This is a genomic window from Luteimonas sp. A482, assembly GCF_054072655.1.
Map to the genome: position 1 here is coordinate 241,207 of NZ_JBSVRO010000003.1, position 26,863 is coordinate 268,069.

Here is a 26,863-nt window from a genome sequence, read left to right on the forward strand (position 1 = left end):
CAGGCCATAGCCCGGCGCTCAGCGCCGTCCGGCAATCCGCTCGCGCTCGGGCACCACCTGCGGCCAGCCTCCGGCCAGCGCGCGATACAGCGCCACCGCGCTGCTTGCACTGCGGGTGCGGCCATCGGCGAAGGCATCCTGCGCCTGCAGCTGCACGCGTTCGGCATCGAGCACTTCGAGCAGGCCGGACGCGCCGGCCTCGAAACGCACCCGGGCCAGCTGCGCGGCCTGCGCGGCGTCGATCGCGGCGCGCTCCAGGTGCGCGTCCTCGCTGCGCGCGCGAGCGTGGCGCACCAGTGCGTTCTCGGTGTCCTCCAGCGCCAGCAGCACCGATTGCTGGTAGCGCGCGAGTTCACCCTCGGCCTCGGCATTGGCCGCGGCAATGCGGGCGCGCACGCGGCCGATGTCGAGGAACGACCAGTCGATGCCCAGCGCGACGATGCGCGTTTCGCTGTCGCGTTCGAACAGCGCACTGCCGTCGATTGCCTGGCTGCCGATCAGCCCGCCCAGGGTGAAGCGCGGGAACAGGTCGGCGGTCGCCACGCCGATGCGCGCGGTGGCGGCGTGCAGGCGCGCCTCGGCGGCGGCCACGTCGGGGCGCACGCGCAGCAGTTCGCCGGGGGCACCGGCATCGATGCGCGGCGGCAGGGTCGGCAGCGGCCGCGGCGGCGCGAGGATGGCCACGAGCGCCCCCGGGTCGCGTCCGCTCAGCACCGCCAGCCGGTGCATCGCCACCTGCGCCTGCGCTTCCAGCGCCGGGATCCGGGCCGCGGTGGTTTCCAGCTGGGCGCTGGCCCTGGCGGTATCGAAGTCGGTGCCGGCGCCGGCGTCCAGCCGCGCCTGCACCAGGTCGAAGGTGCGCTGCTGGTTGTCGCGATTGGCGCGGGCGACGCGCAGCCGCTCCTGGGTGCCGCGCAGCTCGACCCAGGTGCGCGCGACCTCGCCGGCGACGGCCACCTGCAGCGCGCGCAGGTCGGCCGCGCTGGCGCCGGCTTCGGCGCTCCCGGCCTCGATGCCGCGGCGCACGCGGCCGAACAGGTCCAGCTCCCAGCCCGCGGCGATGCCGGCATTCCACTGCTCGCCGTCGCGCGCGGCGCGCGGCACGCCCGGCGCCTGGTCGGCGCTGCTGCGCACGTCGGCCGCCTCGCCCTGGGCGGTGATGGTGGGCAGGGCATCGAAGCGGGTCCTGCGCAGCAGGGCGTTGGCGCGGTCCAGGCGCGCCAGCGTGATGCGCAGGTCGTGGTTGGCGTGCAGCGCCTCGTCCACCAGTTGCGCCAGCAGCGGATCGCCCAGGCCCTGCAGGAAGGCATCGTCGAAGGCGGTCAGCGCAGCCGGCGCGGTGGCGGGGCTGTCCGCGGCGAGGTCGCCGGCGCCGAAACGTTCGGGTACGACCACATGCGGCCGCACGTGGTCCGGTCCAACCGCGCACGCAGAAAGCAGCGCGGCAGCCAGCGTGCCCATGACGAGGCGCCTTACCATGGCAGCGTCTCCCCGAGATGGCTGAAGGTGCCGCTCGGACCATCCGCAGCCAGCAGTGCCATCTGCACGCTGCTCTTCGCACCTTCGGTGACATCCAGTTCCGCGCCGGGGTTCATCTCGGTCTTCACGTTGCCCGGATGGATCGCATTGACCTTGATGCGGCTGTCGCGCAGTTCGTGCGCGAGCTGGGCCGTCCATGCGTTCACGGCGGTCTTGGACACGCTGTAGGCCGGCACCTTGATGGCGTAGTACACCGACTCCGGATCGGACTGCAGCGCAACCGAACCCAGCACGCTGGATACGTTGACGATGCGCGCCGCCGGCGATTGCTGCAGCAGCGGCAGGAAGGCCAGGGTGACCGCGACCAGGCCGAACAGGTTGGTCTCGAAGGTTTCGCGCCACACCCCGAGCGACTGCTGCGACGGCGACTTGTCCCAGTCGTCGAGCGCGATGCCGGCGTTGTTGACCAGGATGTCGAGCCGGCCGTGCCGGCGCTCCACCTCGGCCACGGCCGCCGCGATGCTGGCTTCGTCGCTGACGTCAAGCGCAATCGCCTCCACCGGCAGGCCCTGCGACTGCAGGGCCAAGGCGGCTTCGACGGCCCGCTCGCGATTGCGGCCGGCCAGCAGGGTGTGCACGCCGGACTGGGCAAGCTGGCGCACGGTCTCCAGGCCGATGCCGCGGGTGGCGCCGGTGACCAGGGCGATGCGGGAAGTGGTGTTCATCTGTGTTGTCCTTGGCTTGGGGAATGGCAGGCCGCGGCGGGCCGCGGCGTCGTATCAGTGTTGGACCCGGCCCGCGCATGGCGCACCGGATCCGGATATCAATGGCTCATGCGTCGATCCGCGCAGCCATCGGCGCGGCGTGCGCTGGCGCATGCGAGACCAGCGGCTTGTTGGCCAGCTTGCGCAGGGCGACATAGAACACCGGCGTCAGGAACAGGCCGAAGATGGTGACGCCGAGCATGCCTGCGAACACCGTGACGCCGGTGATCGAACGCACCTCCGCGCCCGCGCCGCTGGACAGCACCAGCGGCACCGTGCCGGCGATGAAGGCCACCGAGGTCATCACGATCGGGCGCAGGCGCAGGCGGCTGGCTTCCAGGGCGGATTCGACGATGCCCTTGCCCTGCATCTCCAGCTCGCGGGCGAACTCGACGATCAGGATCGCGTTCTTGCACGCCAGCCCCATCAGCACCACCAGGCCGACCTGCACGAAGACGTTGTTGTCGCCGCCGGCCAGCCACACGCCGAACAGTGCGGACAGGATGGTCATCGGCACGATCAGAATCACCGCCAGCGGCAGGGTCCAGCTTTCGTACAGCGCGGCCAGCACCAGGAAGGCCAGCAGCACCGCCAGCGGGAACACCACCAGCGCCGCGCCGCCCTGGCTGGCCTGCTGGTAGCTCAGGTCGCTCCAGCCGATGTCCATCCCGGTCGGCAGCGCCTGCTGCGCCAGTTCGGTCACCCTGGCCATCGCCTCGCCCGAGGACAGCACGCGGGGGTCGGCCTCGCCCATCAGGTCGGCGGCGGGATAGCCGTTGAAGCGGATCACAGGATCGGGGCCATAGGTCTGGTGCACGCTCACCATCGCGCCGATCGGCACCATGTCGCCGGCGGCATTGCGCGTGCGCAGGTTGCCGATGTCCTCGACCTGGTCGCGGAATTGCCCGTCGGCCTGCGCGATCACCTGCCAGGTGCGGCCGAACATGTTGAAGTCGTTGACGTAGGCCGAGCCGAGGTAGGTCTGCAGGGTGTCGAACAGCTCGGTCAGCGGCACGCCCTGGGCCTTGGCCTTGACCCGGTCGACCTCCGCATCGAGCTGCGGCACGTTGGCCTGGTAGCTGGTGATCGGATAGCCCAGCCCCGGCGTCTGCGCGGCCGCGCCCTGGAAGGCCTGCACCGCGTCCTGCAGCGCGCCGTATCCCAACCGGGTGCGGTCCTCGACGAACAGCGACCAGCCCGATCCGTTGCCCAGCCCCTGGATCGGCGGCGGCATGAAGGCGAAGGTGAAGCCTTCCTGGATCGCGCCAAGCTTCTGGTTGAGCTCGGCGGAGATCTCCTCGGCGCTGCGCGAGCGCTCCGAGAACGGCGCCAGGGTGAAGAACACCACGCCGTTGTTGGGGGTGTTGGTGAACTGCAGCGGGTTGAGGCCCGGGAACGCGATCTCGTGCTCGATGCCGTCGATCTCCATGGCGATCTGCGCCATCTTCTTCATCACCGTATCGGTGCGCTCGATCGAGGCGCCCTCCGGCATCTTGACCCCGGCGATCAGATACAGCTTGTCCTGCACCGGAATGAAGCCTGCCGGCACCACCTTGAACATCAGCGCCGCGCCCGCCAGCAGCACCAGGTAGACCACGAACACCGCGCCGCGCCGCCCCAGCGCACGCGCCACCGAGCTCTCGTAGCGCTGCGAGCTGCGGTTGAAGAAGCGGTTGAAGGGACGGAAGATCCAGCCGAACAGTCGGTCGATCACGCGCGAGGGCGCATCCTTTTCGGCGCCATGCGGCTTGAGCAGTTTGGCCGCCAGCGCCGGGGAGAGCGTCAGCGAGTTGATCGCCGAGATCACGGTCGAGATCGCGATGGTGACCGCGAACTGCTTGTAGAACTGGCCGGTCACGCCGTCCAGGAAGGCCATCGGCACGAATACCGCGCACAGCACCAGGGCGATGGCGATAATCGGCCCGGACACCTCTTTCATCGCCAGGTGCGCGGCTTCAAGCGGCGTCGCTCCGAGTTCGATGTGCCGTTCGACGTTCTCCACCACCACGATCGCGTCGTCGACCACGATGCCGATCGCCAGCACCAGCCCGAACAGGGTCAGCGTGTTGATCGAATAGCCCAGCAGGTGCAGCACCGCGAACGTGCCCACGATGGACACCGGCACCGCCAGCAGCGGGATGATCGAGGCACGCCAGGTCTGCAGGAACAGGATCACCACCAGCACCACCAGCGCGGTGGCCTCGAGCAGGGTGGTGATCACCGACCGGATCGAATCGCGCACGAACACCGTTGTGTCGTAGATCGACTGGATCTCCACGCCCGGCGGCAGGCTCGGACGCAGCTCGTCCATCTTCGCCACCACCGAATCGCGGATCTCCAGCGCGTTCGCGCCCGGTGCCTGGAAGATGCCGATCGCCGCGGCGTTCTTGCCGTCCAGGCGCGCGCGCAGGGTGTAGTCGCCGGCGGCCAGCTCGATGCGGGCGACGTCGCGCAGGCGCACGATCTCGCCGCCGGCGCCGGCCTCCAGCACGATGTCGCCGAATTCCTCGACGCTTTCCAGACGGCCGCGGGCATTGATCGGCAGCAGGAAATCACTGCCGTTGGCCATCGGCTCGGCGCCAAGCTGGCCGGCCGAGACCTGCACGTTCTGCTCGCGCACCGCGCGCAGCACGTCGCCGGCGGTGAGTCCGCGCGAGGCGACCTTGTCCGGATCCAGCCACAGCCGCATCGCGTAGTCGCCGCCGCCGAACAGCTGCGCGTCGCCGACACCGTCGATGCGCGAGAGTTCGTCGCGCACGTGCAGGCGCATGTAGTTGCGCAGGTACAGCGAGTCGTAGCGGCCATCCTCCGATGTCAGGTGCACCACCATCAGGAACACCGGCGACTGCTTCTGCGTGGTCACGCCCTGGCGGCGCACGTCTTCGGGCAGCCGCGCCAGCGCCTGCGAGACGCGGTTCTGCACCTTGACCGTGGCCTCGTCCGGATCGGTGCCGGGCTTGAAGGTGACGGTGAGCTGCAGCACGCCGTCGGAGCCGGCGACGGACTTCACGTACATCATGTCCTCGACGCCAGTGATGGCTTCCTCCAGCGGCGTGGCCACCGTTTCGGCGATCACCTTGGGGTTGGCGCCGGGATAGACCGTGCGCACCACCACCGAGGGCGGCACCACTTCGGGGTACTCGCCGATCGGCAGCAGCGGGATCGCGATCAGGCCAGCGGCGAAGATCACGATCGACAGCACGGCGGCGAAGATCGGGCGATCGATGAAGAATCTGGAGAAGTCCATGGGGCGTGTCCTTGCGGCGGGGCCGCGACCGCCGCGCGGAGCGCGGCCTTGGTTGGAAAAACCGGTCCGGCGGCCTTCCCTGGGGAGGGGATCGGGAAGACCGCCAGCCGGACGGGCCGAGGGGAACGGCCCGGGGAACGGGGTACTGCATGCGCAGTAGCGTCTGCTCCTCCCTCTGTCCGCACAGCGGACGGGGGAGGTTGGGAGGGGGGCGCTTTTGCCTTTCGTTGAAGCGCAGAGCACCCCCACCCCGGTCCGTCCGGTCCGGCGCAGCGCGCCGGTCGTTCGGGCAGCCTGCACGGCATGCCGTGCAAGCAGGCTTCCCTCACCCCCCGCTGCGCGGAGGAGGGAGTGAAAAGCAGTGACTAGCGGGTGCTTGCCACGCTTTCGGCGGCCGCCTTCGGCGCCTCCATCGCCACCTGCGTCGCTGCCACCGGCATGCCCGGCATGAACACCTTCTGCAGGCCGTTGACGATCACTTTGTCTTCCGGCTCCAGGCCCGACTGCACCACGCGCAGGCCGTCGACCACGCGACCGAGCACCACGTCGCGGCGCTGCGCGGTGTCGCCCTCGCCCAGCACGTAGACGTACTTGCGGTCCTGGTCGGTCATCACCGCCTTGTCGTCGACCAGCAGCGCGTCGAACCTGGCGCCGCCCTCGAGCTGGACGCGCGCAAACATCCCGGGCGTAAACAGCCCGTCGGGATTGCGCAGCACCGCGCGCGCGCGGATCGTGCCGGTGGCCGGATCGACGCGGTTGTCGACGAAGTCGACCGTGCCCGCATGCGGATAGCCATCCTCGCCGGCCAGGCCGACGCGGACCGCACTGTCCGAACCGGCGCGCTCACCGTCGCGCGCCGCGCGGCTGTAGCGCAGCCAGGTCTGCTCGTCGGCCTCGAAGTACACGTGCACCGGATCGTGCGAGACCACCGTGGTCAACAGGGTGGCGTCGGCCTGGGCGAGGTTGCCGACCGTCACCATCGCGCGACCGGCGCGGCCGTCGATCGGCGATCGCACCTGGGTGAACTGCAGGTCCAGCTGCGCCGCGGCGACCGCGGCCTCGGCGGCACGCACCGACGCATTGCCCTGGGCGGTGGCGGCATTGCGCGTCTCGAACTCTTCCCGCGAGATCGCACGCGCCTCCACCAGCGCCTGTGCGCGCACGTTCTGCGCGCTGGCCAGCTTGGCTTCGCTGCGCGCCCGCTCCAGCTCGGCCTGGGCGCGATCGAGCGCGGCGCGGTAGGGGCGCGGATCGATCTCGAACAGCAGGTCGCCCTTGCCCAGCACCTGCCCTTCGTCGTAGGCCACGCGATGCACGTAGCCGCTCACGCGCGGGCGCAATTCGACGGTCTCCACCGCGCTGAGGCGGCCGGTGAAGTCGTCCCATTGCTGCACCGGCCTGGCGATGACCTGGGCGACGCTGACCTCGGGCGCGGGCGGCGCGCCGTCGCCGGGCGAGGCGTTGCTGCTGCAGGCCACGGCAAGCGCGGCGGCAAGCAGGACGGGGACCAGGCGCATGCCGTGCAGGCGGCGGGCGGCGGCGATCATGTGGCGATCAGCGGTGTTCATCGTGGAAGCTTCCTGGAGACGTGGGGAATTCAATGGCGCCGAGCAGTGCGCGCGCGGCGCGCAGGTCGCGTGCGGGCAGCACGTCGGCGGGACTGGCCGCATGCGCGCGCTGGCGTCTTGCCGGCGACGATGCAGTGGATGCCGCTGCGCTGGCGATGACGCCGGAGGCAGGCGACGCGGCGTAGTCGACGATCGGCGCGGGGCAGCTGCGGCGCGCGGCCTCGAGCATGGCCAGCGCGCGATGCCCGAGTGCAACGGCTTCGGTCGCGGCCTTCGCGCCGAGCGGCGCGTCCATCGACAGCAGCTGTACGCGCTGTCCCTGGCGCCCGGCTTCGTCGTGCAGCACGCGCGCCATCATCCGCAGCGCGGCGGCCGCGATCGAACAGTGGCCGTAGCCGGCCCAGGGATAGCGCCCGCCGGGCCCGCCGACCAGCACGTAGCCGGCGCTGTCGTCAGCCAGCAGCGGCAGCAGGTGGCGGGCGGCGAACAGGTGCGGCAGCAGGTCCTGGTCGAGCGTGCGCTGCAGCACCTCGGCCGGCTCGTCCATCAGCCGGCCGCAGGGATGCACGCCGGCGAGGCTGGCGATCACCCCGTCGATCCGGATATGCAGCGCGCGCAACCGCAGCGCAAGCACGGCGGCATCGGCATCGCTGCCGATGGCCGCGTCGATCGCGATGAGCCGCGCCTGCGCCCGGCCAGCCAGCAACGCGTGGCGCGCGCCTTCGTCCATGCCGACCGCGACCACGGCGCGGCCCGAATCCAGCGCCGCCTCGACCACGCCGGCACCAACGGTACCGCCGGCGCCCAGCACGACCAGGGCGCGGGCCATTGTCCCGGAATCGATTATCCCGCTCACGGGAATGTTCCTCCCGCGATCGGGATATTCCTGGCCGTACGGGCCGCCACGAACACCCGGTCGACCAGCCCCAGCAGGGCCGGCAGCAGGACCAGGGTGAGCGCTGCACCGAGCACCCAACTCCAGCCACGACCAATCGCAAGCCATTGATCGATAACAAGAGAGCTCAATGCGAGCAGGTCGACGGCCAGCAGCATCAGGAGGCTGGCGTGGGACAGGTGGCGGCGCGGCGCGGCGTGCATGGCGGCGGTCCATCAGCGGGGATGGCGCACATCCTGCGCTTCGAATCAGGACTTGATTAGTCCGCAATTAAGGGAATAATTGTCCAGCAGGTGGGCCAATCAACCGATGTAACGCAGGAGACGGCAATGACGCACGATCTCAACGACACCCTGATCTTCGTCAAGGTGGTCGAGCACGGCAGTTTCGTGGGTGCGGCGAAATCGCTGCGTCTTCCCAAGACCACGGTCAGCCGCAAGGTGCAGGAGCTTGAATCGCGCCTGGGCGCGCAGCTGCTCCATCGCACCACGCGCAAGCTGGGGCTGACCGAGGCCGGCAACGTGTACTTCGAGCACTCGCAGCGGATCGCGCGCGACCTCAACGAGGCCGAGAGCGCGGTCAACCAGCTGCAGGCTGGCCCGCGCGGATGGCTGCGGTTCACCGCGCCGTACTCCATCGGGATCGACAAGATCGCGCCGCTGCTGGGCGAGTTCCACATGCGCCATCCGGAAGTGCGCGTGGAGATGATCCTGTCGAACGAACCGCTGGACATGATCGCCGGCGAGATCGACGTCGCGCTGCGGCTCGGCCCACTGCCCGATTCGAGCTTCGTCGCGCGCCGGCTCGGCACGCTGCACACGCAGGTCTACGCCGGCAACGCCTACATCGAGCGCTACGGCGAGCCGCTGCATCCGGACGAGCTGCAGTACCACCGCACGCTGGCGATGCCCAAGCATCGCCACGGCCAGGGCTATGCGTGGACGCTGGACGACGGCAACGGCCGCCAGCAGTTCCCGATCAACCCGATCCTGGTGGTCAACGACCCGGCCGCGCTCAAGGGCGCGCTGCTGTGCGGCGAAGGCCTGATCATCGGCGCCGACGTCATGGTCAAGCCGGCGGTCGAGCACGGTGCGGTCAAGCGCGTGCTGGCCGGCTGGACCGGCGGCGACTACGAGTTCAACGCGGTGTTCCCGCGCGGGCACGGCCAGTCACCCAAGGTGCGCGCCTTCGTCGATTTCCTGCTCGAGCGGCTCAACCTCGAGATCGACTACATGTCCGAACACTGCCCGCTGATGGCGGCGCGCTGCGGCAGCGTGCATGCGGCGGGCGCGGAAGCGGCAGAACAGGCCGAGAACATCGCCACCGGCAAGCGCATTCTCGAAACGGTGACCGCCGGATAGGCGGGCATCGCGCGACTCAACCGCGCAACAACACCTTGCCGGCCCGACCCGGGCGCTGGCTTGCGGCAGCGGCTTCGGCGGCCTGCCCCAGCCCGTAGATGCCGTCCACGGGCAGGCGCAGTTCGCCGCTGGCCGCGCGCTGCACCAGTTCGGCCAGCAGCGCCCGCTTGTGCGCGGCGGGCATCTCGCGGCTGGTCTTGCTGCCCCAGAAGCCCTTGACCACGAGGTGGCGAAAGATCATGTCGCCGGATGGAATGACCATCGGCTCGCCGCCCATCGAGCCGAACGACACCAGCACGCCCTCGTCGCCAAGCAGCGCAACCAGTTCGGCGCTGGCCTGGCCACCGATCGAATCCACCGCCGCACGCGCGCGGCCCTTGCCCAGCAGCGCCCTTGCCGCGTCACGCCAATCCCCGCTTGCGGTGCACACCACGTTGTCGATGCCCAGCGAGGCCATCTCCTCGACGCCGGTTTCGCGCCGCACCAGGCTCAACACGTGGACGCCGCGCGCGGCCCCCAGCATCGCCAGCGTCTTGCCGACCGCGCCGTTGGCCGCGTTCTGCACGATCCACTGGCCGGGCTCCACGACCAGGAACTCGAGCAGCATCAGCGCACTGAGCGGCATCGCCACCAGCTGCGCGGCCAGTTCGTCTTCGATCGCATCGGGGATCGGCACCAGCATGCGCGAGGAGGCCACGAAATACTCCGCCCACGTCCCGTGGCCGGAGGCGGCGGTCACGCGCTGGCCGACCGCGATGCCGTCGACACCTTCTCCCAGCGCATCGACCACGCCGAATCCTTCGCTGCCGCCGATGGCAGGCAGCTCCGGCTTCCAGCCGTACTGGCCGCGGACGGTGATCAGGTCGTGGTTGTGGATCGGCGCCAGGCGCATGCGCACGCGCACCTCGCCGGGTCCGGGCTCGGGCACGGGACTGTCGTTCGCGACGAGGACCTGGGCCGGATCGCCAAAGTCGTGGTGCATGACGCTGCGCATGGCGTCTGTCTCCTCGTGACGGTGCGTCACGCTAGCGCAGCGCGGCGCGCAATGCGAACGACGCGCGTTCGACGCCTTGTATACGGCACGTGTGCGAGCCTGCGCGATTGCCGTGACTGGAGGAGTGATGATGTCCGACTGGCAATTGGCCATCGCGGTTGTGTGGCCACTGCTGGTGGCGCTGCTGCTGGGCCTGGTGGTGCGCCTGGTGCTGCTTGGCATCGCGCGGCGCGCGCGCAGGCACGTCGATACGCACACATTCGCGCGCGTGGTACGGGTGATCGTCGTGCCCGCGGCTGTTGCGTTGCCGCTGCTGTTCCTGGCGATCGCGATCCGGTACACGCCGCTGCCGGGCGAGGCCATCGCGGGGCTGCAGCACTGGCTCGGCATCGGCGTGCTGCTGTGCGCGGTCTGGCTTGCGGTGCGCGCGGTCGATGCACTGCAGGCGCGGATCCTGCGCGAACACCCGGTCGACATCGAGGACAACCTCGCCGCGCGCCGCATCCAGACGCAGACGCGGGTGATCGCACGCGTGATCCAGGGCGCGATCATCCTGGTCGGCGTGGCGCTGGCGCTGATGACGTTCCCGGCGATCCGGCAGATCGGCGCCACCCTGCTGGCCTCGGCCGGCATCATCGGCCTGGTTGCCGGCATCGCCGCCAAACCGGTGTTCGGCAACCTCATCGCCGGCCTGCAGATCGCGCTGGCACAGCCAATCCGGCTCGACGACGTGGTGATCGTGGAAGGCGAGTGGGGCCGCATCGAGGAGATCACCAGCACCTACGTGGTGGTGCGGGTCTGGGACGAACGCCGCCTGGTGGTGCCGCTGCAGTGGTTCATCGAGAACCCGTTCCAGAACTGGACGCGCACCAGCGCGCAGCTGCTGGGCACCGCCTTCCTGTGGCTGGATTACCGCACGCCGATGGCGGACGTACGCGCCGAGCTACAGCGCATCTGCGAGGACGACGCGCGCTGGGACGGCCGCGTGTGCGTGGCCCAGGTCACCGAAACCAGCGAGCACACCATCCAGGTGCGCCTGCTGGTCAGCGCAGGCAACTCGGGCGAGCTGTTCGACCTGCGCTGCGTGGTGCGCGAGCGCATGATCGCCTACCTCGAGCGCTGTCATCCGCAGGCGCTGCCGCGCCTGCGCGCCGACCTGTCGCGCGAGGATCGCGCGGTACCGCAGCCGTCCGGTGCGCCGGGACCGGACGCCTCGGATACAACATCACCCGGCGCCGAGGCAGGGCTGGACGAGCTTGCTGCCGCGGAAGCGGCCGAAACCGCTGCAGGCACCGAAGCAGCGCGGTCACCGGCGGGCGACTGAACCCGCTCGGCGCGTGCCCGATCGGCGGCGCGACGGATGCTTCACCGCCCCGGGCCTATACCTGCCGCTGCCTGCCAACCGTCTCAACAAGGATCCCCCATGGCCGACCAAGCCGAACTGCGCACTGTCGCCAGCGTCGACATCGCCCGCTACATGGGCACCTGGTACGAGATCGCGCGCCTGCCCATGCGCCACGAACCGGAAGACGGCACCGACGTTTCGGCGACCTACACGCTCGAAGGGGATGGCTCGGTGGAGGTGCGCAACCGGATGCGCCGCGACGGCAAGGTGGAGGAGGCGGTGGGCCGCGCCACGGCCGTCGACGACACCGCCAGCAAGCTGGAGGTCACCTTCCTGCCGGAAGGGCTGCGCTGGATTCCCTTCACCAAGGGCGACTACTGGATCATCGCGCTTGATCCGGCCTACACCGTCGCGCTGGTCGGCAGCCCCGACCGCAAGTACCTGTGGCTGCTGGCGCGCGAACCCGCGCTCGACGAAGTGACGCGCAACCACTACTGCGCCATCGCACGCCAGCAGGGCTTCGACCTCGGCCCGCTGATCCACACCCCGCACACCGGCCAGCCGACGGCCTGAGCGCGCAGCGTCGCGTGCAGGCCCGCGCGGATCAGCCTGCGCGCGGCCTGCGCGCAAATCCCATCCACCCTGCATCCGCCACGCGTTCGGCCGCGTTCACCGCGCGATCCGCCTGTAGGAGCGGCTTCAGCCGCGAACAGTCGATCAGCATCGTGGATACCCGCCATACCTATGCCGCCACTTGCCCAGCGCGCGACAGCAGGACACCGGAAAGCCTCCGCATCGCTCGCGGCTGAAGCCGCTCCTACAGGAGTTGCGGGGCGTGTGCGCAGCCGCAAGCTCGCCAGGGCGCCGAAGGTGCGGGGGAAATGGATTCCCGCTTGCACGGGAACGGTGGAACAGAGGGACGTGTCGCGCTCGCGCTGGATTGACCGAACCCGGCTGCGCGCTTCGCCCGCACCGACATGAGGTCCGGCACGCGCGTATCGCGTACCGGCACCGACCAGGCCAGGGCCACTGCGGCCGGGCTTCAGGCGCCGCCGGCTGCCGACGCCTGCGGCGCCACGACATCATCGTCGGCCGGCGCCACCGGTCGTGGATCGGGCTCGGCCAGCAGCTCGTTGAGGATCGCGATCGTCTGCGCCGCGGACTCTTCCGAGTAGCCGCCGCGCACTGCGGCCAGATCACCGGCCTTGTCGAAGATGAGCATGTACGGCACGCCGTCCACGCCAAAGACGTCGGAGAGCGCGCCATCGCTGTCGTGGGTCCAGGTCACCGGCGATTTGCGCAGCGTGCGACGGATCCTGCGGTAGTCGGACGCGGGCTCCTGGTAGTTCACCACCACCACGCGCAGCCGCGCGGGGCCGACCGCGTCCTGGACATGCTCGAGCAGCGGGAACTGCCTGCGGCAGTAGCCGCACCATGACGCCCAGAAGCTCACCACCATCACCTTGCCGCGATGCTCGCTGATGCGGATCTGCTCGCCTTCCGGGGTCGTGCCGAGCAGGTCGACCGGCGACGGCTCGCCGATGACCGGCGCGGCCTGGACCAGGCTCGCGAAACACAGCACCAGCAAGGCCGCGGCCTTCCGGAGCATCCCGTATGTACGCATCCCCCTTCCCCCTGCGCGTCCCGCGCCGGCACAACATCCGCTGCAGGCGACGCGCCGTCAAGCGGGCGGCGGGGTCATTGTCATTGCGACCGCAGGAAGGGATCCGGCTCCGCGGCAAGGACCCTGTCATTTCGACGCAGGGAGAATTCTGCTGCCGATTGTCATTTCGACCGCAGGGAAGAAGCTGCTGTCAATTGTCATTTCGACCGCAGGGAGAAATCTGCTGCCGGTCGATGCGTTGCCGAGATTTCTCCCTGCGGTCGAAATGACAGGAGATGTTGGCGATGGCATGCGGCGGCCTGGCGACCGGCGGCCTGGCGACCGGCAACCTGCCACCGGCACACGCGGGCGTTGTGGGCTGCTACTCCGCCGCCACCGGCGCCGCCATCGACTTGCTGTACATGCCCGAACGATCGAAGCAGCAGGCGCGGCGCTGGCCGGAGGCGAGCTTGTCGCAGGCGGTGGCGATGCGCTTGATCCGGGTCTCGGCCTTCTTGCCCGAGCTGATCCAGTGGATCCAGTCGCGGCGCGCCACCGCGCTGATGTCGTCCCAGGTGGCGCGCGCGGCGGGGTGTCCAGCCAGCGCCTTGCGCAGGTCCGGCGGCAGCTTTGGTTCGGGTTCCTGCGCCACCGGCGTGAGTACCAGCGGCACCGTGTCGCCCGCCTCGACGCCGGCCGCCTCGCGCAGCTCGCGTTCGACCTTTAGCCAATGGCTGCCCTGCCCGTCGGGCTCCAGCGTGGCCTGGAACGGTTCTCCGGCCAGCTCGCCCTCGACGCTGACCATGCTGCGCGTAGGCAGTTTCGCGCTTGCCGCCGCCGGCAGCACCAGGAAGGTCCAGCTGGCGTTCGCCGGCGTGGCCGGGCGCAGCAGCCTGGCCTTGCAGCGCACAGTGGGCCTGGCGGTTGACTGGGGCATGCGCGGACGATAATCCCCTCCCCGCGGTTCGACAAGAGACCAGCCTGCGCTTGAATTCGCCGCCATCGCACGCATATCCCGCCCCTGCATGGCCAAGCGAGGGAGCCCTCCATGAACACCACCACTGAGACGCGCAAGTTCGAAGCCGAGGTTGCCCAGGTCCTGCACCTGGTGACGCACTCGCTGTATTCGCACAAGGAAATCTTCCTGCGCGAGCTGATCTCCAATGCTTCGGACGCCTGCGACAAGCTGCGCTTCGAGTCCATCGCCACGCCCGACCTGCTGGCCGGCGAAGCCGAGCTGCGCATCGACGTGAGCTGGGACAAGGACGCGCGCACGATCACCATCCACGACACCGGCATCGGCATGAGCCGCGACGAGGTGGTGGCCAACATCGGCAGCATCGCCAGCTCCGGGACGCGCCGCTTCCTGGAGGCCATGGGCAGCGAACAGAAGGCCGACGCGCGCATGATCGGCCAGTTCGGCGTGGGCTTCTACTCGGCCTTCGTGGTCGCCGACCGCGTCACCGTGCTTACCCGCCGCGCCGGCGATCCGGCCGAGGCGGGCGTGCGCTGGGAGAGCGACGGCCGCGGCGAGTACACGCTCGAAGCGGCGGCGCTCGCGCAGCGCGGCACGACCGTCACCCTGCATCTGAAGGAGGGCGAGGACGAGTTCCTCGACGGCTGGAAGCTGCGTTCGCTGGTGCGCAAGTATTCCGACCACGTCGCCTTCCCGATCCGCATGCCCAAGGATCCAGAGGCGTCGGGCGAGGACAACGACGACGCGCCCGGCTGGGAAACGTGCAATGACGCCTCGGCGCTGTGGACGCGCCCGAAGTCGGAGATCAGCGACGAGGAATACCAGAACTTCTATCGGGCGCTCGGCCACGACTTCAACGACGCCGCGGCCTGGTCGCACAACCGCGTCGAAGGCAGCCAGAGCTTCACCACCCTGCTCTACATCCCCTCGCAGGCGCCCTTCGACCAGATGATGGGCGGGCGCGACGAGCGCAAGGGGCTCAAGCTCTACATCAAGCGCGTCTTCATCATGGATGCCGCCGAGGAGCTGCTGCCCAACTACCTGCGCTTCGTGCGCGGCGTGGTCGATGCCGACGACCTGCCGCTCAACGTCAGCCGCGAGATCCTGCAGCACAATCGCCAGCTCGAGCGCATCAAGGGCGCCTGCGTGAAGCGCGTGCTGGACCTGATCGAGAAGCTCGCGCGCGACGAGCCCGAGAAGTTCGCCGCCTTCCTCAAGGCCTTCGGCAATACGCTCAAGGAAGGCATCGTCGAGGACCACGGCAACCGCGAGCGCATCGCCAAGCTGCTGCGGTTCGCCTCGACCAAGGGCGATGGCGAGGCGCGCAGCGTGTCGCTGGACGATTACGTCGCGCGCATGGGCGAGGGCCAGGACGCGATCTGGTACGTCACCGCGGACGGCTATCGCGCCGCCGTGGGCAGCCCGCAGCTGGAGGGCTTTCGCGCACGCGACATCGAAGTGCTGCTGATGTCGGACCGCATCGACGAGTGGATGCTCGGCCACCTGCGCGAGTACGACGGCAAGCCGCTCAAGCACATCGCAAAGGGCGAGCTGCCGCTGGACGAGGCGGAAAAGGCCCAGCAGGAGGAAGCCACGCAGGCCGCGGCGCCGCTGCTGGAGCGGATCAAGTCGCTGCTTGCTGACCAAGTGGACGCGGTGCGCGTGTCGGCGCGGCTGACCGATTCGCCTTCATGCCTGGCCCTGTCGGAATGGGAGATGGCGCCGCACCTGGCGCACCTGCTGCGCGAGGCCGGCCAGGACGTGCCCGAGCAGAAGCCGACGCTGGAGATCAACCCGCAGCACGCGCTGGTGCGCAGGCTGCTGGGCGAACACGACGACGCGCGCGCGGGAGATATGGCCAACCTGCTGCTGGAGCAGGCGCAGCTGGCCGCGGGTGCACCGCTGGCGGATCCGGCGGCATTCGTGCAGCGGATGAACCGGTTGCTGGCGGGCTGAGGCCAGGCAGGCAACCATTCTGCCCGGGGGCGCTGCGGTGGCCCGGGCTACGGGGCTTCGGCCTGCCCCCACCCCAACCCTCCCCCGCAGGCGGGGGAGGGAGCAAAGCCGGTGCGCTGTTGCTTCCGCTGCACGCGCGCCAACGCAGCAACGCCGATGACCGGGACTCCCTCCCGCCTCCGCCCCGTCCGGCTGCGCACCCGTTGCGCCAGCGTGGCCGGGCCGTTGAGCGTCCTGTCCAACTGCGTGGGTCCGGTCCACTGCGCGCGTTCAGTCCAGCCGCTCCGCGTAATCGTCACGGACGTGCTGGTTGATATAGGTGTTCAGCCCCTCCCCGGAATCGGCCAGGCGCTGCATCTCCATCACCTGCAGCGCCCCGGGGTGGCGATCGTCGTAGCGGTAGGTACCGCCGCGGTGGAAGCGGATGATGATCCAGCCCGGCCCGCACTCGTAGGCGGCCACTCCGGACTCGTCCGCCGACTTGTAGCGCTTCACGGCCTTTGCCCTCACTTGGGCTGCCGACGTTCGCAGCGGTGTGCGCACGACCACGTGAAGCCGAGCGGGGATGTACGACGTGAACGCGAAATGGCAGCCACGTTCAGATTGCACGCTCGCTTCATCGCGACACATGGAAAGTAGGTCCCACTTTCCAGGAGACAGCCGATGAACACCGACAAGAAGATCCAGCACAGCCTCAACGACCTGATCGAGATTGCGCGCGACGGCAGCGACTTCTATACCGAGGCCGCCGGCAAGGTCGACAACGCCGAACTCGCCGCCCTGTTCCAGCAGATGGCCGGGCACAAGCGCGACATCGTCGCGGGCCTGACCGCAGACGTGGCCGCGGTCGGCGGCGACCCGGCCGACCACGGCACGATGGTGGGCTCGATGCGGCAGGTGTACGCCAAGGCACGCGCCGCGATGGGCAATACCGACTACGCCTACGTCGCCGAACTCGAGGAACTCGAGGACCGCCTGATGCACGCGTTCCAGGACACCGTCAAGGACAGCGACACGCCGGCCGCGGCCAAGGCCGCCGCGCAGAAGTACATGCCGCGCGTGGTCGAGTGTCACGACATCATGCGCAACCGCAAGATGGCGCTGAAGAACGCCAGCTGACGCGCACCGCGGCATGACGCGGCACGCTCTGGGCCCCGGCAATGCCGGGGCCTTTTTTGTGCGGAAGCCCGGCGAGGTGAACCGACGAGCGACCGCAGCCGTGAAGCCGGTCGGCCTGACACTGCTGTAGGAGCGGCTTCAGCCGCGAACGGGCGCGCAGTATCGACGACTCTCCCGGCGCCTCCACCTGGACGTAAACCCGCCGGTGCTAGGCTCCGGGCCATGCCGATCCCACAGGCCAGCAGCGCGCCCGCGACGACCATGGCCGACGCCATGCCGGGCCTGCGCGCCCTGTATGCGGAGGTCCGCGATCGCACGCGCGCGCTGGCCGCGCCCCTGAGCGCGGAGGACGCGCAGCTGCAGTCCATGCCCGACGCCAGCCCGGCCAAGTGGCACCTGGCGCACACCACCTGGTTCTTCGCGCGCTTCGTGCTTGAAGACCAGTCAATCATTCCCGACGGCTGGGACGTGTTGTTCAACAGCTACTACGTCGGCGCCGGCGAACGGCGTCCACGCACGCAGCGCGGCCTGCTCTCGCGCCCGTCGCTGGACGGGGTACTGGCCTGGCGCGAGCAGGTGGATGCGCGCGTGCTGCGCAGCATCGATGACGCGCGGTTCGCCCCGGCGCAGCGCCAGGTGCTGCTGATGGGTCTGCACCACGAGCAGCAGCACCAGGAGCTGCTGTTGACCGATATCAAGCACGCGCTGTGGTGCAACCCGTTGGCGCCCGCCTACCGCGGCGATCTGCCGATCAGCCAGGGCGCGACCGCGACCGCGGATGCGTCAACGCACTGGCTGCGCTGCGACGAAGCCATCATCGAGATCGGCGCGCCACGCTGGCCCGACGCCGGCGCCGGCTTCGCCTACGACAACGAGACCCCGCGCCACCGCGTGCTGCTGCCCGCGCACGCGATCGCGCAGCGACCCGTGTCCAACGCCGACTACGCCGCCTTCATCGCCGACGGCGGCTACACCACGCCCACCCTGTGGCTCAGCGATGGCTGGGACCGGCTCGAACGCGAACGCTGGCGCCGCCCCCTGTACTGGCACGAGGACGGCGCGCGCGAGTTCACCCTCGCCGGCTGGCGCGAGCGCGAGCCGCACGCGCCCGTCTGCCACCTCAGCCACTACGAAGCCGACGCCTATGCGCGCTGGGCTGGCGCACGCTTGCCCACCGAAACCGAATGGGAAGCGGCCGCGGCCGCGTGCGCCGTCGATGGCAACTTCGCCGACGGCGCCGCGCCGCTGCATCCGGTCGCGCGCCGCCCCGCAGCCGCCGCAGCCGACGCGCCGCAGGACCTGTTCGGCAACGTCTGGGAATGGACCTCCAGCGCCTACGCGCCCTATCCGGGCTTCCGTCCGCTTTCCGGCACCCTGGGCGAGTACAACGGCAAGTTCATGAGCGGCCAGCTGGTCCTGCGCGGCGGCAGCTGCGCCACCCCGCGTGGCCACGCGCGCGCCAGCTACCGCAACTTCTTCCCGCCGCACGCGCGCTGGCAGTTCTCCGGGCTGCGCCTGGCCAGGGACCTCGATTGAACAGCCCCGAACTCACCGACCTGCATCCCAGCACCGACGACATCGCCGGCGACGTGCTGCGCGGGCTTGCGCTCGCGCCCAAGCGCCTGCCGTCGAAGTACTTCTACGACCAGCGCGGCTCGGAGCTGTTCGAGGCCATCACCCGCCAGCCCGAGTACTACCTCACCCGCGTCGAGCTGGCCCTGCTGTCCGACCGCGGCGCCGACATCGCTGCCGCCGTAGGCCCGCGCGTGCACGTGGTGGAACCGGGCAGCGGCAGCGGCCGCAAGACCCGCCTGCTGCTCGACGCGCTCGACGACCCGGTGGCCTACACGCCCATCGACATCTCGCGCAGCGCGCTCACCGCCAGCGCCGGGCGCCTGGACCGCGAGTTCGGCGACGTCGAGGTGCTGCCGGTGCTGGCCGACTTCACCCGGCCCGTGCCCTTGCCCACGCCCGCGCGCCCGGCCGACTCGGCGCTGGTGTTCTTCCCCGGCTCGACCCTGGGCAACTTCACCCGCGACGAATCGGTGCGCCTGCTGTCCGCGATGCGCGCCACCATGGGCGAGGGCGGCGCCGCCCTGCTGGGCTTGGACCTGGAGAAGGACCCGGCCATCGTCGAGGCCGCCTACAACGACGCCGCCGGCATCACCGCCGAGTTCACCCTCAACCTGCTGCGCCGCCTCAACCGCGACGTGGGCAGCGACTTCGACATCGACGCCTTTGCGCACCGCGCCCGCTATGTGGCCGACGAAGGCCGTATCGTCACCACGCTGATGAGCCTGCGCGACCAGGTGGTGACCGTCGAAGGCCACCGCTTCCACTTCGTGGCAGGCGAGCAGATGCACGTGGAGCAGAGCCAGAAGTACACCGACGCGCGCATCGCCTCGCTGGCCGCCGAAGCCGGGCTGCGGGTGGTGGACGGATGGAACGATGCGCGGGACTGGTTCGGGTTGCGATTGCTGCGGGTTGGGTAAGCGTGGCGCGCAGGCATTAGCATGCGCGCTGCGAGACCCGGCTCCTGCCGGATCCGACAGACTTTTCATCACCACAGACCACAGCGGATACGCACACAATGACCCTCCCCGACCATGAATTCGATCCGGACGACAACTACACAGGCGACGCCGAACGCGCCGAGATCGACGAAGACGCCAGCGCCGAGGCGCTGGTCTGGCAACTGCTGCTGATCATCAACCCCGGCGACGAGGACGCGGCGCTGCAGCAGTTCGGCGCGTTCCAGGAGGCGCTCGACGGCGGCGACGCCGAGGACATCGACGCGGTGTGGCTGCTCAAGGACGTGATCGACTGGAAGTCCGGCTTCTACATCGAAGAGACCGAGACCGGCGCCCTGATCGACTGCATCGTCGAGCTTGCCGCGCGCTTCAACCTCAGCATCGACTGGGGCGTGGAGGACCCGACGGACGAGTCCTTCCTGGCGCGCGTGTCGACCGACGGGATTCTCGAGACCGCGTACGACCAGCTGCGCCTCGACGGCTACACACTGTGGACCTGGGAGACCGGCACCGACGCGCGCGCGGGATGGATGACTCTGTCCAGCGATGACGAGGCGATGCGGGTGATCGCCCCCGCGCTGGGAATCGACGTGCGGCCTGCCGACGTGTGATCCGCCGGCGGGTGACGTCGCGCCAGCGTCGATCGATGACATGCGCCCCGGAGCGGGTGCCCCGCGCGTGCCGCCGGATCGCGGCCCTCAACGCGCCTGCAGACGCAGGCGCTCCAGCGCTTGCGTCGCCTTGCCCTCTCCCAGTTCCGCGGCCATCTCCAGCCACGAGATCGCTGCAGCGTGGTCGCCGTTCTCCACGTGCATGAGCCCGGCGTTGTAGGCGCCAGTGGCGCTGCCCATCGTGGCCGCGCGTTCGAACCAGCGCAGCGCCTCCGCCGGACACAGCAGCAGGACGTCATGGCTGATGCCCGCTTGCACCAGGCCCTCAACCATGCCCATGGCTGCGAACTGAGCCCCGAACTGCCCGAGCGCGCCAGGCACCAGCGCCATCATCACGTCCTCGCCCTTGGCCACGGTGTAGGGCCCGGTCTTCCAGATTGAAGCGGCCTGGTGCGTGGTCCGCATTCCGCCGGCAGGCGTCAGCCAGAGGAAGCCGTCGCTGCCGTCAACCGGAAGGCCATCCAGCGCCGCAGACAGCCTGCGCGCCAGCGTCTCCGCGCCGCCGTCCACGATCCCACCAGGTGCACGCGCCGGTCGCTGTCCGGGCGCGCGGCGCGGATCGCAGCAGCGAGTTCCTCCACGGTCAGGATCCGTCCCTCGGCGTCGTACATGCGCCACGGACTGGTCTGCAGCCCGACAGTGAAGACATCGGGGATGTCCAGCGCCTCGAGCGCCTCGAACACCGCCTGCGCGCCCGGCACGCATGCGTCATCTTCGTTAGCGGGATCGCACTGCGGGACCGACAGTGTCCCGGTCAGCGTCGGGGCATCGCCGCAGGCATGACCAAGGCCCGGCAGCAACGCCAGTGCCAAGGCCAGCGCGCGGTATCGGAATGGGTGTCTGCTCATCGCCTCGTTCTTCCTAACGATTACCGCGGAAAAGAAGGTTGTACTGGAATCGCCTGGTCGCGCGCGCCGTGATCCGGTGCGAGTCGGGATGTCGCGCATTGATCATGACGATCGGCTCCTCGGGCACGATGACCGACGGCAGCTCGATGATCGCGTGGCGGTTCGCCGTGTACCAGGCCGAACCAGCGTCGACCGAGACGATCCCGTGCGGGATGGCGTCCCAGCCGGCAGGAAGATCGTCTGCAGTGAGTGCCAGGCGCTTGAGCCAGACACCATCCGGCACCTCGATCTCGATAACGTACTTGTTGAGTGGCAGGCCACTGTCATCGATGTGCGCAGCGGTCTCGAGTGTGGCCATGGCGAGTGTGGGTGCCGCGTAGATCACCATCTCGCCGGGTTTGTTCCAGCGGCCGGGCGAGTGCGCGGCACCCGCACCAGTCATATCGTCCGGCCGCCAAGTGGGGCCGGTGGACGCGATGCGCGCCAGCTTCACTGATAGGCGCCGCTTTGGATCGCCCCCAGGACCCGCATCACCGATTCCCGGCCGGACGGGGTGTCCATCAGCTCGGCCGGGGTCATGCCGCCCAACGCGGGTTGAGGCCGCTGGATCCAGCCGCCTACCCACTTCTCCACGTCGAAATCTGCCGCTTCGGGGTTGTCCTGCTCGGCTGCGAGCATGTCTTCGACGCGGTTGAGCAGGTCCATGAAGCCGACCACTGATTGCCCGGTTGCACCAGCGAACTGCTGTTGCTCGCGCATCTTCTTGGTGAAGGTCGCTTTGGGGATTCCGACGTAGACCTGGAAATCGGTGCTGCTTACGCCGATCTGGTCGATGAGCGCTTTGACGACCTTGGATGGGACGCCTTCGCGCTCGATCCGGATACGTTCGGTCAGCGGCGCCGTGCGAAGCAGAGCACGGAACGCTTTGACTGGCGGGCGCTGCTTCGCGCTCTTCGCCGACGCCGCATCGCGCACCGAAAACGCCGCCTTCTTGCCTTGCCCGATGGTGGTCCCGGCCCGCTTGGGGGCTGGCCTCGGCGCTTGCTTGGGGATGGGCTCGCTCATGATCGACTCCGGCTGAGACTATATCTGCTCCCACTGTAGCGCATTTATGCCCTGCTTGGCGGGTGGCGATGTGCCTGCCGCGATCACCCGGGCTGATACGTCGCAGATCCGGGCGATGGACCACTTCAGCAGCAGCGCGCTCATGGCGCCTCGCCCTTGGCCTCGCCATGCTGTTGGTCCCGCCTTGCCATGGAGCCCGGTTCGATGGCCCTGCTGTTCGCGTCGCTGCTGATCGGTCTGGCCTGGGGACTCGGCGCGCTGCAGCTGTGGCCGCGCACGCGCTGGGTCGGCGACGTGCTGCCGTGGCTGGGGGGCGCGCTGGCGCTGGCGGTCGGGGCGTGGGTGGTGCTGGACATCGCCGGGATGCTGTTGCCGCTTGGGGACTGGCAGTCGCCATCGACCGGGCAGGCCGTGCACCGCCTGTTCGGCGAGGGCACGCTGGCGATGCGCCGCACGGACTGGGCGTGGCTCAACCGGGCCGCGAATGTCTATCTGAATCTCGACGTCGCCTGGACGCTGCTGGCACTGTGCCTGGCATTGCTGCACGGGTTGGTGTTCTGGGCCGGCGTGGCCGAGCGCGTGCGGCAGGCGCGGGTGCGTGGCACGCGATGAAGCCTTGGGCATGCCGGCGCAGTAGGCGGCGCGGCGCGCTGGCAACTGTGTCCCTCGAAGCTGCCCGGCACGCTGATAGCCGCGGGCACGGGCACGCGTAACGCGCGGCGACCCGCGCCGGCCCGCGACGACCGCGGCGGCGAAGAAATCACCGCCCTTGCCACCAAGTTCGGCCCCCTGCCAATCGGCACCTCCCGCAGCGGCCGCCGCGGGCGCATCCTGAGCGGCCACCCTTGTCCTGCCCCCACCGGAGCCCCCATCCATGTTGCGTACCCTGCTGCTGTCTTCCGCGATCGCGCTCGCCCTGGGCGCCTGCGACCGCACCCCCACCGAGTCGCCGATGCCGAACACCGCCACCGCACCCGCCGCGCCTACACAGGGCGAGAACCCGCTCCTCGCCGCCAGCACCCTGGCCTTCCAGGCGCCGGTGTTCGACCGCATCCAGGACGCCCACTACCAGCCGGCGATCGAGGAAGGCATGCGCCAGCACCTGGCCGAGGTGCGCAAGATCGCCGACAACACCGAGGCGCCGGACTTCGCCAACACGATCGAAGCGCTCGAGCGCAGCGGCGACCTTCTGACGCGTGCCGCCTCGATCTTCTTCGCCATGACCTCGGCGCACACCAATGAGGCCTTGCAGGCCGCCGAACAGGCGCTGGCGCCGAAGCTGGCCGAGCACACCGACGCCATCCACCTCGATCCCAAGCTGTTCGCGCGCGTGAAGAGCTTGCACGACCAGCGCGCGCAGCTCGGCCTCAACCCCGAGCAGCTCACCGTGCTTGAACACAGCTTCGACAACTTCGTCCGCGCCGGCGCCGAACTCGATGCCGAAAGCCAGGCCGAGCTGCGCAAGCTCAACAGCGAAGAGTCCTCGCTGACCACCACCTTCTCCAACAAGCTGCTGGCCGCGACCAAGGCCGGCGGCGTACTGGTGGACGATGTCGCCAAGCTCGATGGTCTCGACGATGCGGCGATCGCTGCCGCCGCCGAAGCCGCCAAGGCCGACGGCCACGAGGGCAAGTGGCTGCTGGTGCTGCAGAACACCACCCAGCAGCCGGTGCTCGCCTCGCTCAAGGACCGCGGCCTGCGCGAGCAGGTCATGGCCGCTTCGCTCGAGCGCGCGCAGAAGGGCGACGGCAACGACACCCGCGCCACCATCCAGCGCCTGGCCGAGCTGCGCGCGCGCAAGGCGCAGCTGCTGGGCTACGAGAACTACGCCGCCTACAGCATCGCCGACCAGATGGCCGGCACGCCCGAGGTGGCGCTGAAGTTGCTGACCGACACCGTGCCCGCCGCCACCGCACGCGCACGCGCCGAACTGGCGAAGATCCAGGCCGTGGTCGACACCCAGGGCGGCGGCTTCCAGGCTGGCGCGGCCGACTGGGACTTCTACGCCGAGCAGGTGCGCAAGGCCGAATACGATCTCGACGAAGCGCAGATCAAGCCCTACTTCGAACTCGACCGCGTGCTCAAGGACGGCGTGTTCTTCGCCGCCGAACAGCTCTACGGCATCACCGCGAAAGAACGCACCGACCTGCCGCTCTACCACCCCGACGTGCGCGTGTTCGACATCTTCGATGCCGACGGCACCCAGCTGGCGTTGTTCTACCTCGACCCGTTCCAGCGCGAGAGCAAGCAGGGCGGCGCCTGGATGGGCAACTTCGTCGAGCAGAACGGCCTGACCGGCGATATCCCGGTGATCTACAACGTCTCGAACTTCACCAAGCCCGCGGACGGCCAGCCGGCGCTGCTGAGCTGGGACGACACCACCACGCTGTTCCACGAGTACGGCCACGCACTGCACGGCATCTTCTCGAACACCACGTATCCGAGCGTGGCGGGCACCAACGTGCCGCGCGACTTCGTCGAGTTTCCCTCGCAGTTCAACGAACACTGGGCGCTCGACCCGAAGGTGTTTGCCAACTACGCCAAGCACTACCAGACCGGCGAGCCGATGCCGCAGGCGCTGGTGGAGAAGATCGTGCGCGCCCGCACCTTCAACCAGGGCTACGCGACCACCGAGTACCTGTCCGCTGCACTGCTGGACATGGCCTGGCACACGCTACCCGCGGGCGATGCGAAGAAGGACGTGGACGCGTTCGAGCGCGAGGCGCTGGCGAAGTACAAGGTCGACCTGGCGGCGGTACCGCCGCGCTACCGCACCAACTATTTCAGCCACATCTGGGGCGGCGGCTACGCGGCGGGCTACTACGCCTACTTCGGCGCGGAAGTGCTCGACCACGACGCGTTCCAGTGGTTCCGCGAGAACGGCGGACTGACGCGCGAGAACGGACAGGTGTTCCGCGACAAGATCCTCTCCATCGGCCACTCGCGCGACCTCGCGGCGGCGTATCGCGAGTTCCGGGGCAAGGAGCCGAGTGTGGAGCCGCTGCTGGAGCATCGCGGGCTGAAGTAAACCGAGACCCGCGCTCGGTTTGTTGCCGCGCCGTCGGAGACCAGTTGCGTCTCCGCCGGCGTTCTCTCAATGGCCGGCCCGGGCGCCCGCAAGCAGCTGGTCGATGACCGGATCCATCTTCTTCTTTGTCCCCGCAAACTTCGTCAGGGCGAAGCCTCCACGATGCCGGTAGTCGGCAGCGCCGATCTGACGTCCGTCACGCCAAAGCCTGAGTTCCGCTTCGTCGAGGTAGGGCACAAGATCCCAGCCGCGGGCGGCCGTATACGTCAGCGTGGTTTCGCATGCATCGGCTTGCGCAGGCTGGACCACGCTCGTGGCAATGCCGTGCCGCTCGAAGCCGTCCCTCAGTACCGAGAGGAAGTCGTCGACCAGGACTTCATCATTCTCAACGATGCAGGCCCGTTCGAGTTCTGCTCCCGCTGCGACGGGCCGCACGTCGATCGAAGTGCATCCGACCAACAAGACCAGCGAGAAGGCTGCTGCGATCAATTTCATAACCATCCACTCCCCAGAACACGTCCAGCGAACATGCATGATCCATGCCAATCGGGACGAAGTGCGCCGACATCGTGGGCTTGGAGACATCGAACTGGTCGCTCAGCTCCCCGGCGCTCAGTGGCCCGCTGCGCAGCAGCTGCAGCACGCGCCGGCGGGTGGGATCGGACAGGGCCGCGCCACCATTGGTCATGGCCACTCACGACACTTCTGCAACCGTGCGCGATCGCCAACCATCGGCATCGACACGACAACGCGGGTGCTCGCGCATGGCAAACGGCATTTCCACCCTGCGACTGTGGCTGCTGCGCGCGATGTACGCGCTCATCGCAGTGGGCCTGGGATTGACCATCTGGCCGCTGATCCTCGCCCCGCCGGCCACCGCGGACGAAGGATCGGTGATCCATGCCCTGCTGGGCGCGCTGGCGGTGATGGCGGCGCTGGGCGTGCGCTATCCGCTGAGGATGCTGCCGCTGCTGCTGTTCGAGCTGCTGTGGAAGCTGCTGTGGATCGCCGCGTCCGCGCTGCCGGTGTGGCTGGGTCCCGGCCTCGACGCCTATGGCACCGAGACCTTCTTCGCCTGCCTGATGGGCGTGGTGCTGGTGCCGCTGGTGGTGCCGTGGGGATACGTGCGCGCGCAGTACTTGCAGGCGCCGGCCGAGCCGTGGCGGCGTCCGGCGCAGCTGCCGGCGCGGGAGCAGGCGTAAGCGCCGCTACCGACGCAGCGCGGTCTTGAGCGGGCCACACCGCGACACGACAACGCGATGGATGGTCGCGCAACACGTGGGATACGGCTCGGCAAGCGCGTTCAGCGTAGCGTTCGGACGGCATGTCGGGATGGCGCCGGGGCGGTATGCGGCTTTGGCGCGGGTTTCCAGCTGACCGGACGCGGCCCGGGGCGGCGACCTCCCCTGTGCT

At 69.3% G+C, this 26,863-nt stretch carries 27 protein-coding genes; 11 read left to right on the forward strand and 16 right to left on the reverse strand.

What is annotated here, in order from left to right:
• Positions 1 to 18 precede the first annotated feature (18 nt).
• From ACW5DW_RS11810 to ACW5DW_RS11835, 6 genes are all read right to left on the reverse strand, one after another.
• On the reverse strand, positions 19 to 1,479 hold the full coding sequence (locus ACW5DW_RS11810; protein WP_457019092.1) for an efflux transporter outer membrane subunit: 1,461 nt from the start codon (positions 1,477 to 1,479) through the stop codon (positions 19 to 21).
• Positions 1,473 to 2,204 (reverse strand): SDR family oxidoreductase, encoded by a 732-nt coding sequence (locus ACW5DW_RS11815; RefSeq protein ID WP_457019094.1) that lies wholly within the window; start codon positions 2,202 to 2,204, stop codon positions 1,473 to 1,475. Before ACW5DW_RS11815 ends, ACW5DW_RS11810 begins: the two co-directional genes overlap by 7 nt.
• A gap of 106 nt (positions 2,205 to 2,310) precedes the next feature.
• Positions 2,311 to 5,490 carry an efflux RND transporter permease subunit gene (locus ACW5DW_RS11820; protein ID WP_457019095.1) on the reverse strand — a complete coding sequence of 1,060 codons (3,180 nt, stop codon included), beginning with the start codon at positions 5,488 to 5,490 and terminating at the stop codon, positions 2,311 to 2,313.
• A 365-nt stretch (positions 5,491 to 5,855) separates the two neighbouring features.
• Positions 5,856 to 7,037 carry an efflux RND transporter periplasmic adaptor subunit gene (locus ACW5DW_RS11825; protein WP_457019265.1) on the reverse strand — a complete coding sequence of 394 codons (1,182 nt, stop codon included), beginning with the start codon at positions 7,035 to 7,037 and terminating at the stop codon, positions 5,856 to 5,858.
• A gap of 7 nt (positions 7,038 to 7,044) precedes the next feature.
• A complete protein-coding gene (locus tag ACW5DW_RS11830) occupies positions 7,045 to 7,887 on the reverse strand; it encodes an SDR family oxidoreductase (protein WP_457019097.1) in 843 nt (280 codons plus the stop codon).
• A 23-nt stretch (positions 7,888 to 7,910) separates the two neighbouring features.
• Positions 7,911 to 8,156 carry a hypothetical protein gene (locus ACW5DW_RS11835; protein ID WP_457019098.1) on the reverse strand — a complete coding sequence of 82 codons (246 nt, stop codon included), beginning with the start codon at positions 8,154 to 8,156 and terminating at the stop codon, positions 7,911 to 7,913.
• A 126-nt stretch (positions 8,157 to 8,282) separates the two neighbouring features.
• Between ACW5DW_RS11835 and ACW5DW_RS11840 the strand changes: the two genes are divergently transcribed.
• Positions 8,283 to 9,314, forward strand: a complete 1,032-nt coding sequence (locus ACW5DW_RS11840; RefSeq protein ID WP_457019099.1) for a LysR substrate-binding domain-containing protein — start codon at positions 8,283 to 8,285, stop codon at positions 9,312 to 9,314.
• Between the two features lie 16 nt (positions 9,315 to 9,330).
• Here ACW5DW_RS11840 and ACW5DW_RS11845 read toward each other — a convergent pair whose 3' ends face one another.
• The gene (locus ACW5DW_RS11845; protein WP_457019100.1) at positions 9,331 to 10,308 is read right to left on the reverse strand and encodes a zinc-binding dehydrogenase; all 978 of its coding nucleotides are present in this window, start codon (positions 10,306 to 10,308) and stop codon (positions 9,331 to 9,333) included.
• Positions 10,309 to 10,435: 127 nt separating this feature from the next.
• On the opposite strand from ACW5DW_RS11845, the gene ACW5DW_RS11850 reads away from it, so the two are divergent.
• Together ACW5DW_RS11850 and ACW5DW_RS11855 are read left to right on the forward strand one after the other, a co-directional pair.
• Entirely contained in the window at positions 10,436 to 11,632 is a 1,197-nt protein-coding gene (locus tag ACW5DW_RS11850; protein ID WP_457019102.1) for a mechanosensitive ion channel family protein, read from the forward strand.
• Positions 11,633 to 11,731: 99 nt separating this feature from the next.
• Entirely contained in the window at positions 11,732 to 12,226 is a 495-nt protein-coding gene (locus ACW5DW_RS11855) for a lipocalin family protein (protein ID WP_457019103.1), read from the forward strand.
• A 469-nt stretch (positions 12,227 to 12,695) separates the two neighbouring features.
• Here ACW5DW_RS11855 and ACW5DW_RS11860 read toward each other — a convergent pair whose 3' ends face one another.
• Complete coding sequence (locus ACW5DW_RS11860) at positions 12,696 to 13,262, reverse strand: TlpA family protein disulfide reductase (protein WP_457019105.1); 567 nt, start codon at positions 13,260 to 13,262, stop codon at positions 12,696 to 12,698.
• 376 nt (positions 13,263 to 13,638) lie between these two features.
• Entirely contained in the window at positions 13,639 to 14,193 is a 555-nt protein-coding gene (locus ACW5DW_RS11865) for a YdeI/OmpD-associated family protein (protein ID WP_457019106.1), read from the reverse strand.
• Positions 14,194 to 14,304: 111 nt separating this feature from the next.
• Between ACW5DW_RS11865 and htpG the strand changes: the two genes are divergently transcribed.
• Entirely contained in the window at positions 14,305 to 16,188 is a 1,884-nt protein-coding gene (gene htpG / locus ACW5DW_RS11870; RefSeq protein ID WP_457019108.1) for a molecular chaperone HtpG, read from the forward strand.
• Between the two features lie 270 nt (positions 16,189 to 16,458).
• Here htpG and ACW5DW_RS11875 read toward each other — a convergent pair whose 3' ends face one another.
• Positions 16,459 to 16,683, reverse strand: coding sequence for a hypothetical protein (locus tag ACW5DW_RS11875; protein ID WP_457019110.1), 225 nt, complete (start codon positions 16,681 to 16,683; stop codon positions 16,459 to 16,461).
• A gap of 168 nt (positions 16,684 to 16,851) precedes the next feature.
• Between ACW5DW_RS11875 and ACW5DW_RS11880 the strand changes: the two genes are divergently transcribed.
• From ACW5DW_RS11880 to ACW5DW_RS11895, 4 genes are all read left to right on the forward strand, one after another.
• A complete protein-coding gene (locus ACW5DW_RS11880) occupies positions 16,852 to 17,307 on the forward strand; it encodes a PA2169 family four-helix-bundle protein (RefSeq protein ID WP_457019111.1) in 456 nt (151 codons plus the stop codon).
• Between the two features lie 222 nt (positions 17,308 to 17,529).
• Positions 17,530 to 18,843, forward strand: a complete 1,314-nt coding sequence (egtB, locus tag ACW5DW_RS11885) for an ergothioneine biosynthesis protein EgtB (RefSeq protein ID WP_457019113.1) — start codon at positions 17,530 to 17,532, stop codon at positions 18,841 to 18,843.
• Positions 18,840 to 19,799, forward strand: a complete 960-nt coding sequence (egtD, locus tag ACW5DW_RS11890; protein WP_457019114.1) for an L-histidine N(alpha)-methyltransferase — start codon at positions 18,840 to 18,842, stop codon at positions 19,797 to 19,799. The genes egtB and egtD overlap by 4 nt, the downstream gene beginning before the upstream one ends.
• A 98-nt stretch (positions 19,800 to 19,897) precedes the next feature.
• Entirely contained in the window at positions 19,898 to 20,449 is a 552-nt protein-coding gene (locus ACW5DW_RS11895) for a DUF6630 family protein (protein WP_457019115.1), read from the forward strand.
• A gap of 87 nt (positions 20,450 to 20,536) precedes the next feature.
• Here ACW5DW_RS11895 and ACW5DW_RS11900 read toward each other — a convergent pair whose 3' ends face one another.
• Genes ACW5DW_RS11900 through ACW5DW_RS11915 form a run of 4 tightly spaced genes read right to left on the reverse strand, consistent with a single transcriptional unit; the run spans position 20,537 to position 22,422 of the window.
• A complete protein-coding gene (locus ACW5DW_RS11900; protein WP_457019116.1) occupies positions 20,537 to 20,914 on the reverse strand; it encodes a hypothetical protein in 378 nt (125 codons plus the stop codon).
• A gap of 14 nt (positions 20,915 to 20,928) precedes the next feature.
• On the reverse strand, positions 20,929 to 21,357 hold the full coding sequence (locus ACW5DW_RS11905; protein ID WP_457019117.1) for a hypothetical protein: 429 nt from the start codon (positions 21,355 to 21,357) through the stop codon (positions 20,929 to 20,931).
• A gap of 13 nt (positions 21,358 to 21,370) precedes the next feature.
• Positions 21,371 to 21,850, reverse strand: coding sequence for an RES family NAD+ phosphorylase (locus tag ACW5DW_RS11910; protein ID WP_457019118.1), 480 nt, complete (start codon positions 21,848 to 21,850; stop codon positions 21,371 to 21,373).
• On the reverse strand, positions 21,847 to 22,422 hold the full coding sequence (locus tag ACW5DW_RS11915; RefSeq protein ID WP_457019119.1) for an antitoxin Xre/MbcA/ParS toxin-binding domain-containing protein: 576 nt from the start codon (positions 22,420 to 22,422) through the stop codon (positions 21,847 to 21,849). Before ACW5DW_RS11915 ends, ACW5DW_RS11910 begins: the two co-directional genes overlap by 4 nt.
• A gap of 204 nt (positions 22,423 to 22,626) precedes the next feature.
• Between ACW5DW_RS11915 and ACW5DW_RS11920 the strand changes: the two genes are divergently transcribed.
• Positions 22,627 to 23,034: a hypothetical protein gene (locus ACW5DW_RS11920; protein WP_457019120.1), complete on the forward strand. Its 408-nt coding sequence runs from the start codon at positions 22,627 to 22,629 to the stop codon at positions 23,032 to 23,034.
• A 262-nt stretch (positions 23,035 to 23,296) separates the two neighbouring features.
• On the forward strand, positions 23,297 to 25,450 hold the full coding sequence (gene dcp / locus ACW5DW_RS11925; protein ID WP_457019121.1) for a peptidyl-dipeptidase Dcp: 2,154 nt from the start codon (positions 23,297 to 23,299) through the stop codon (positions 25,448 to 25,450).
• Positions 25,451 to 25,516: 66 nt separating this feature from the next.
• Here dcp and ACW5DW_RS11930 read toward each other — a convergent pair whose 3' ends face one another.
• Positions 25,517 to 25,945, reverse strand: a complete 429-nt coding sequence (locus ACW5DW_RS11930; protein WP_457019122.1) for an Sbal_3080 family lipoprotein — start codon at positions 25,943 to 25,945, stop codon at positions 25,517 to 25,519.
• Positions 25,836 to 26,138, reverse strand: coding sequence for a helix-turn-helix domain-containing protein (locus ACW5DW_RS11935; RefSeq protein WP_457019267.1), 303 nt, complete (start codon positions 26,136 to 26,138; stop codon positions 25,836 to 25,838). Before ACW5DW_RS11935 ends, ACW5DW_RS11930 begins: the two co-directional genes overlap by 110 nt.
• A gap of 76 nt (positions 26,139 to 26,214) precedes the next feature.
• Here ACW5DW_RS11935 and ACW5DW_RS11940 point away from each other — a divergent pair, with 76 nt between their 5' ends.
• Positions 26,215 to 26,652 (forward strand): hypothetical protein, encoded by a 438-nt coding sequence (locus ACW5DW_RS11940; protein WP_457019123.1) that lies wholly within the window; start codon positions 26,215 to 26,217, stop codon positions 26,650 to 26,652.
• Positions 26,653 to 26,863: the final 211 nt, after the last annotated feature.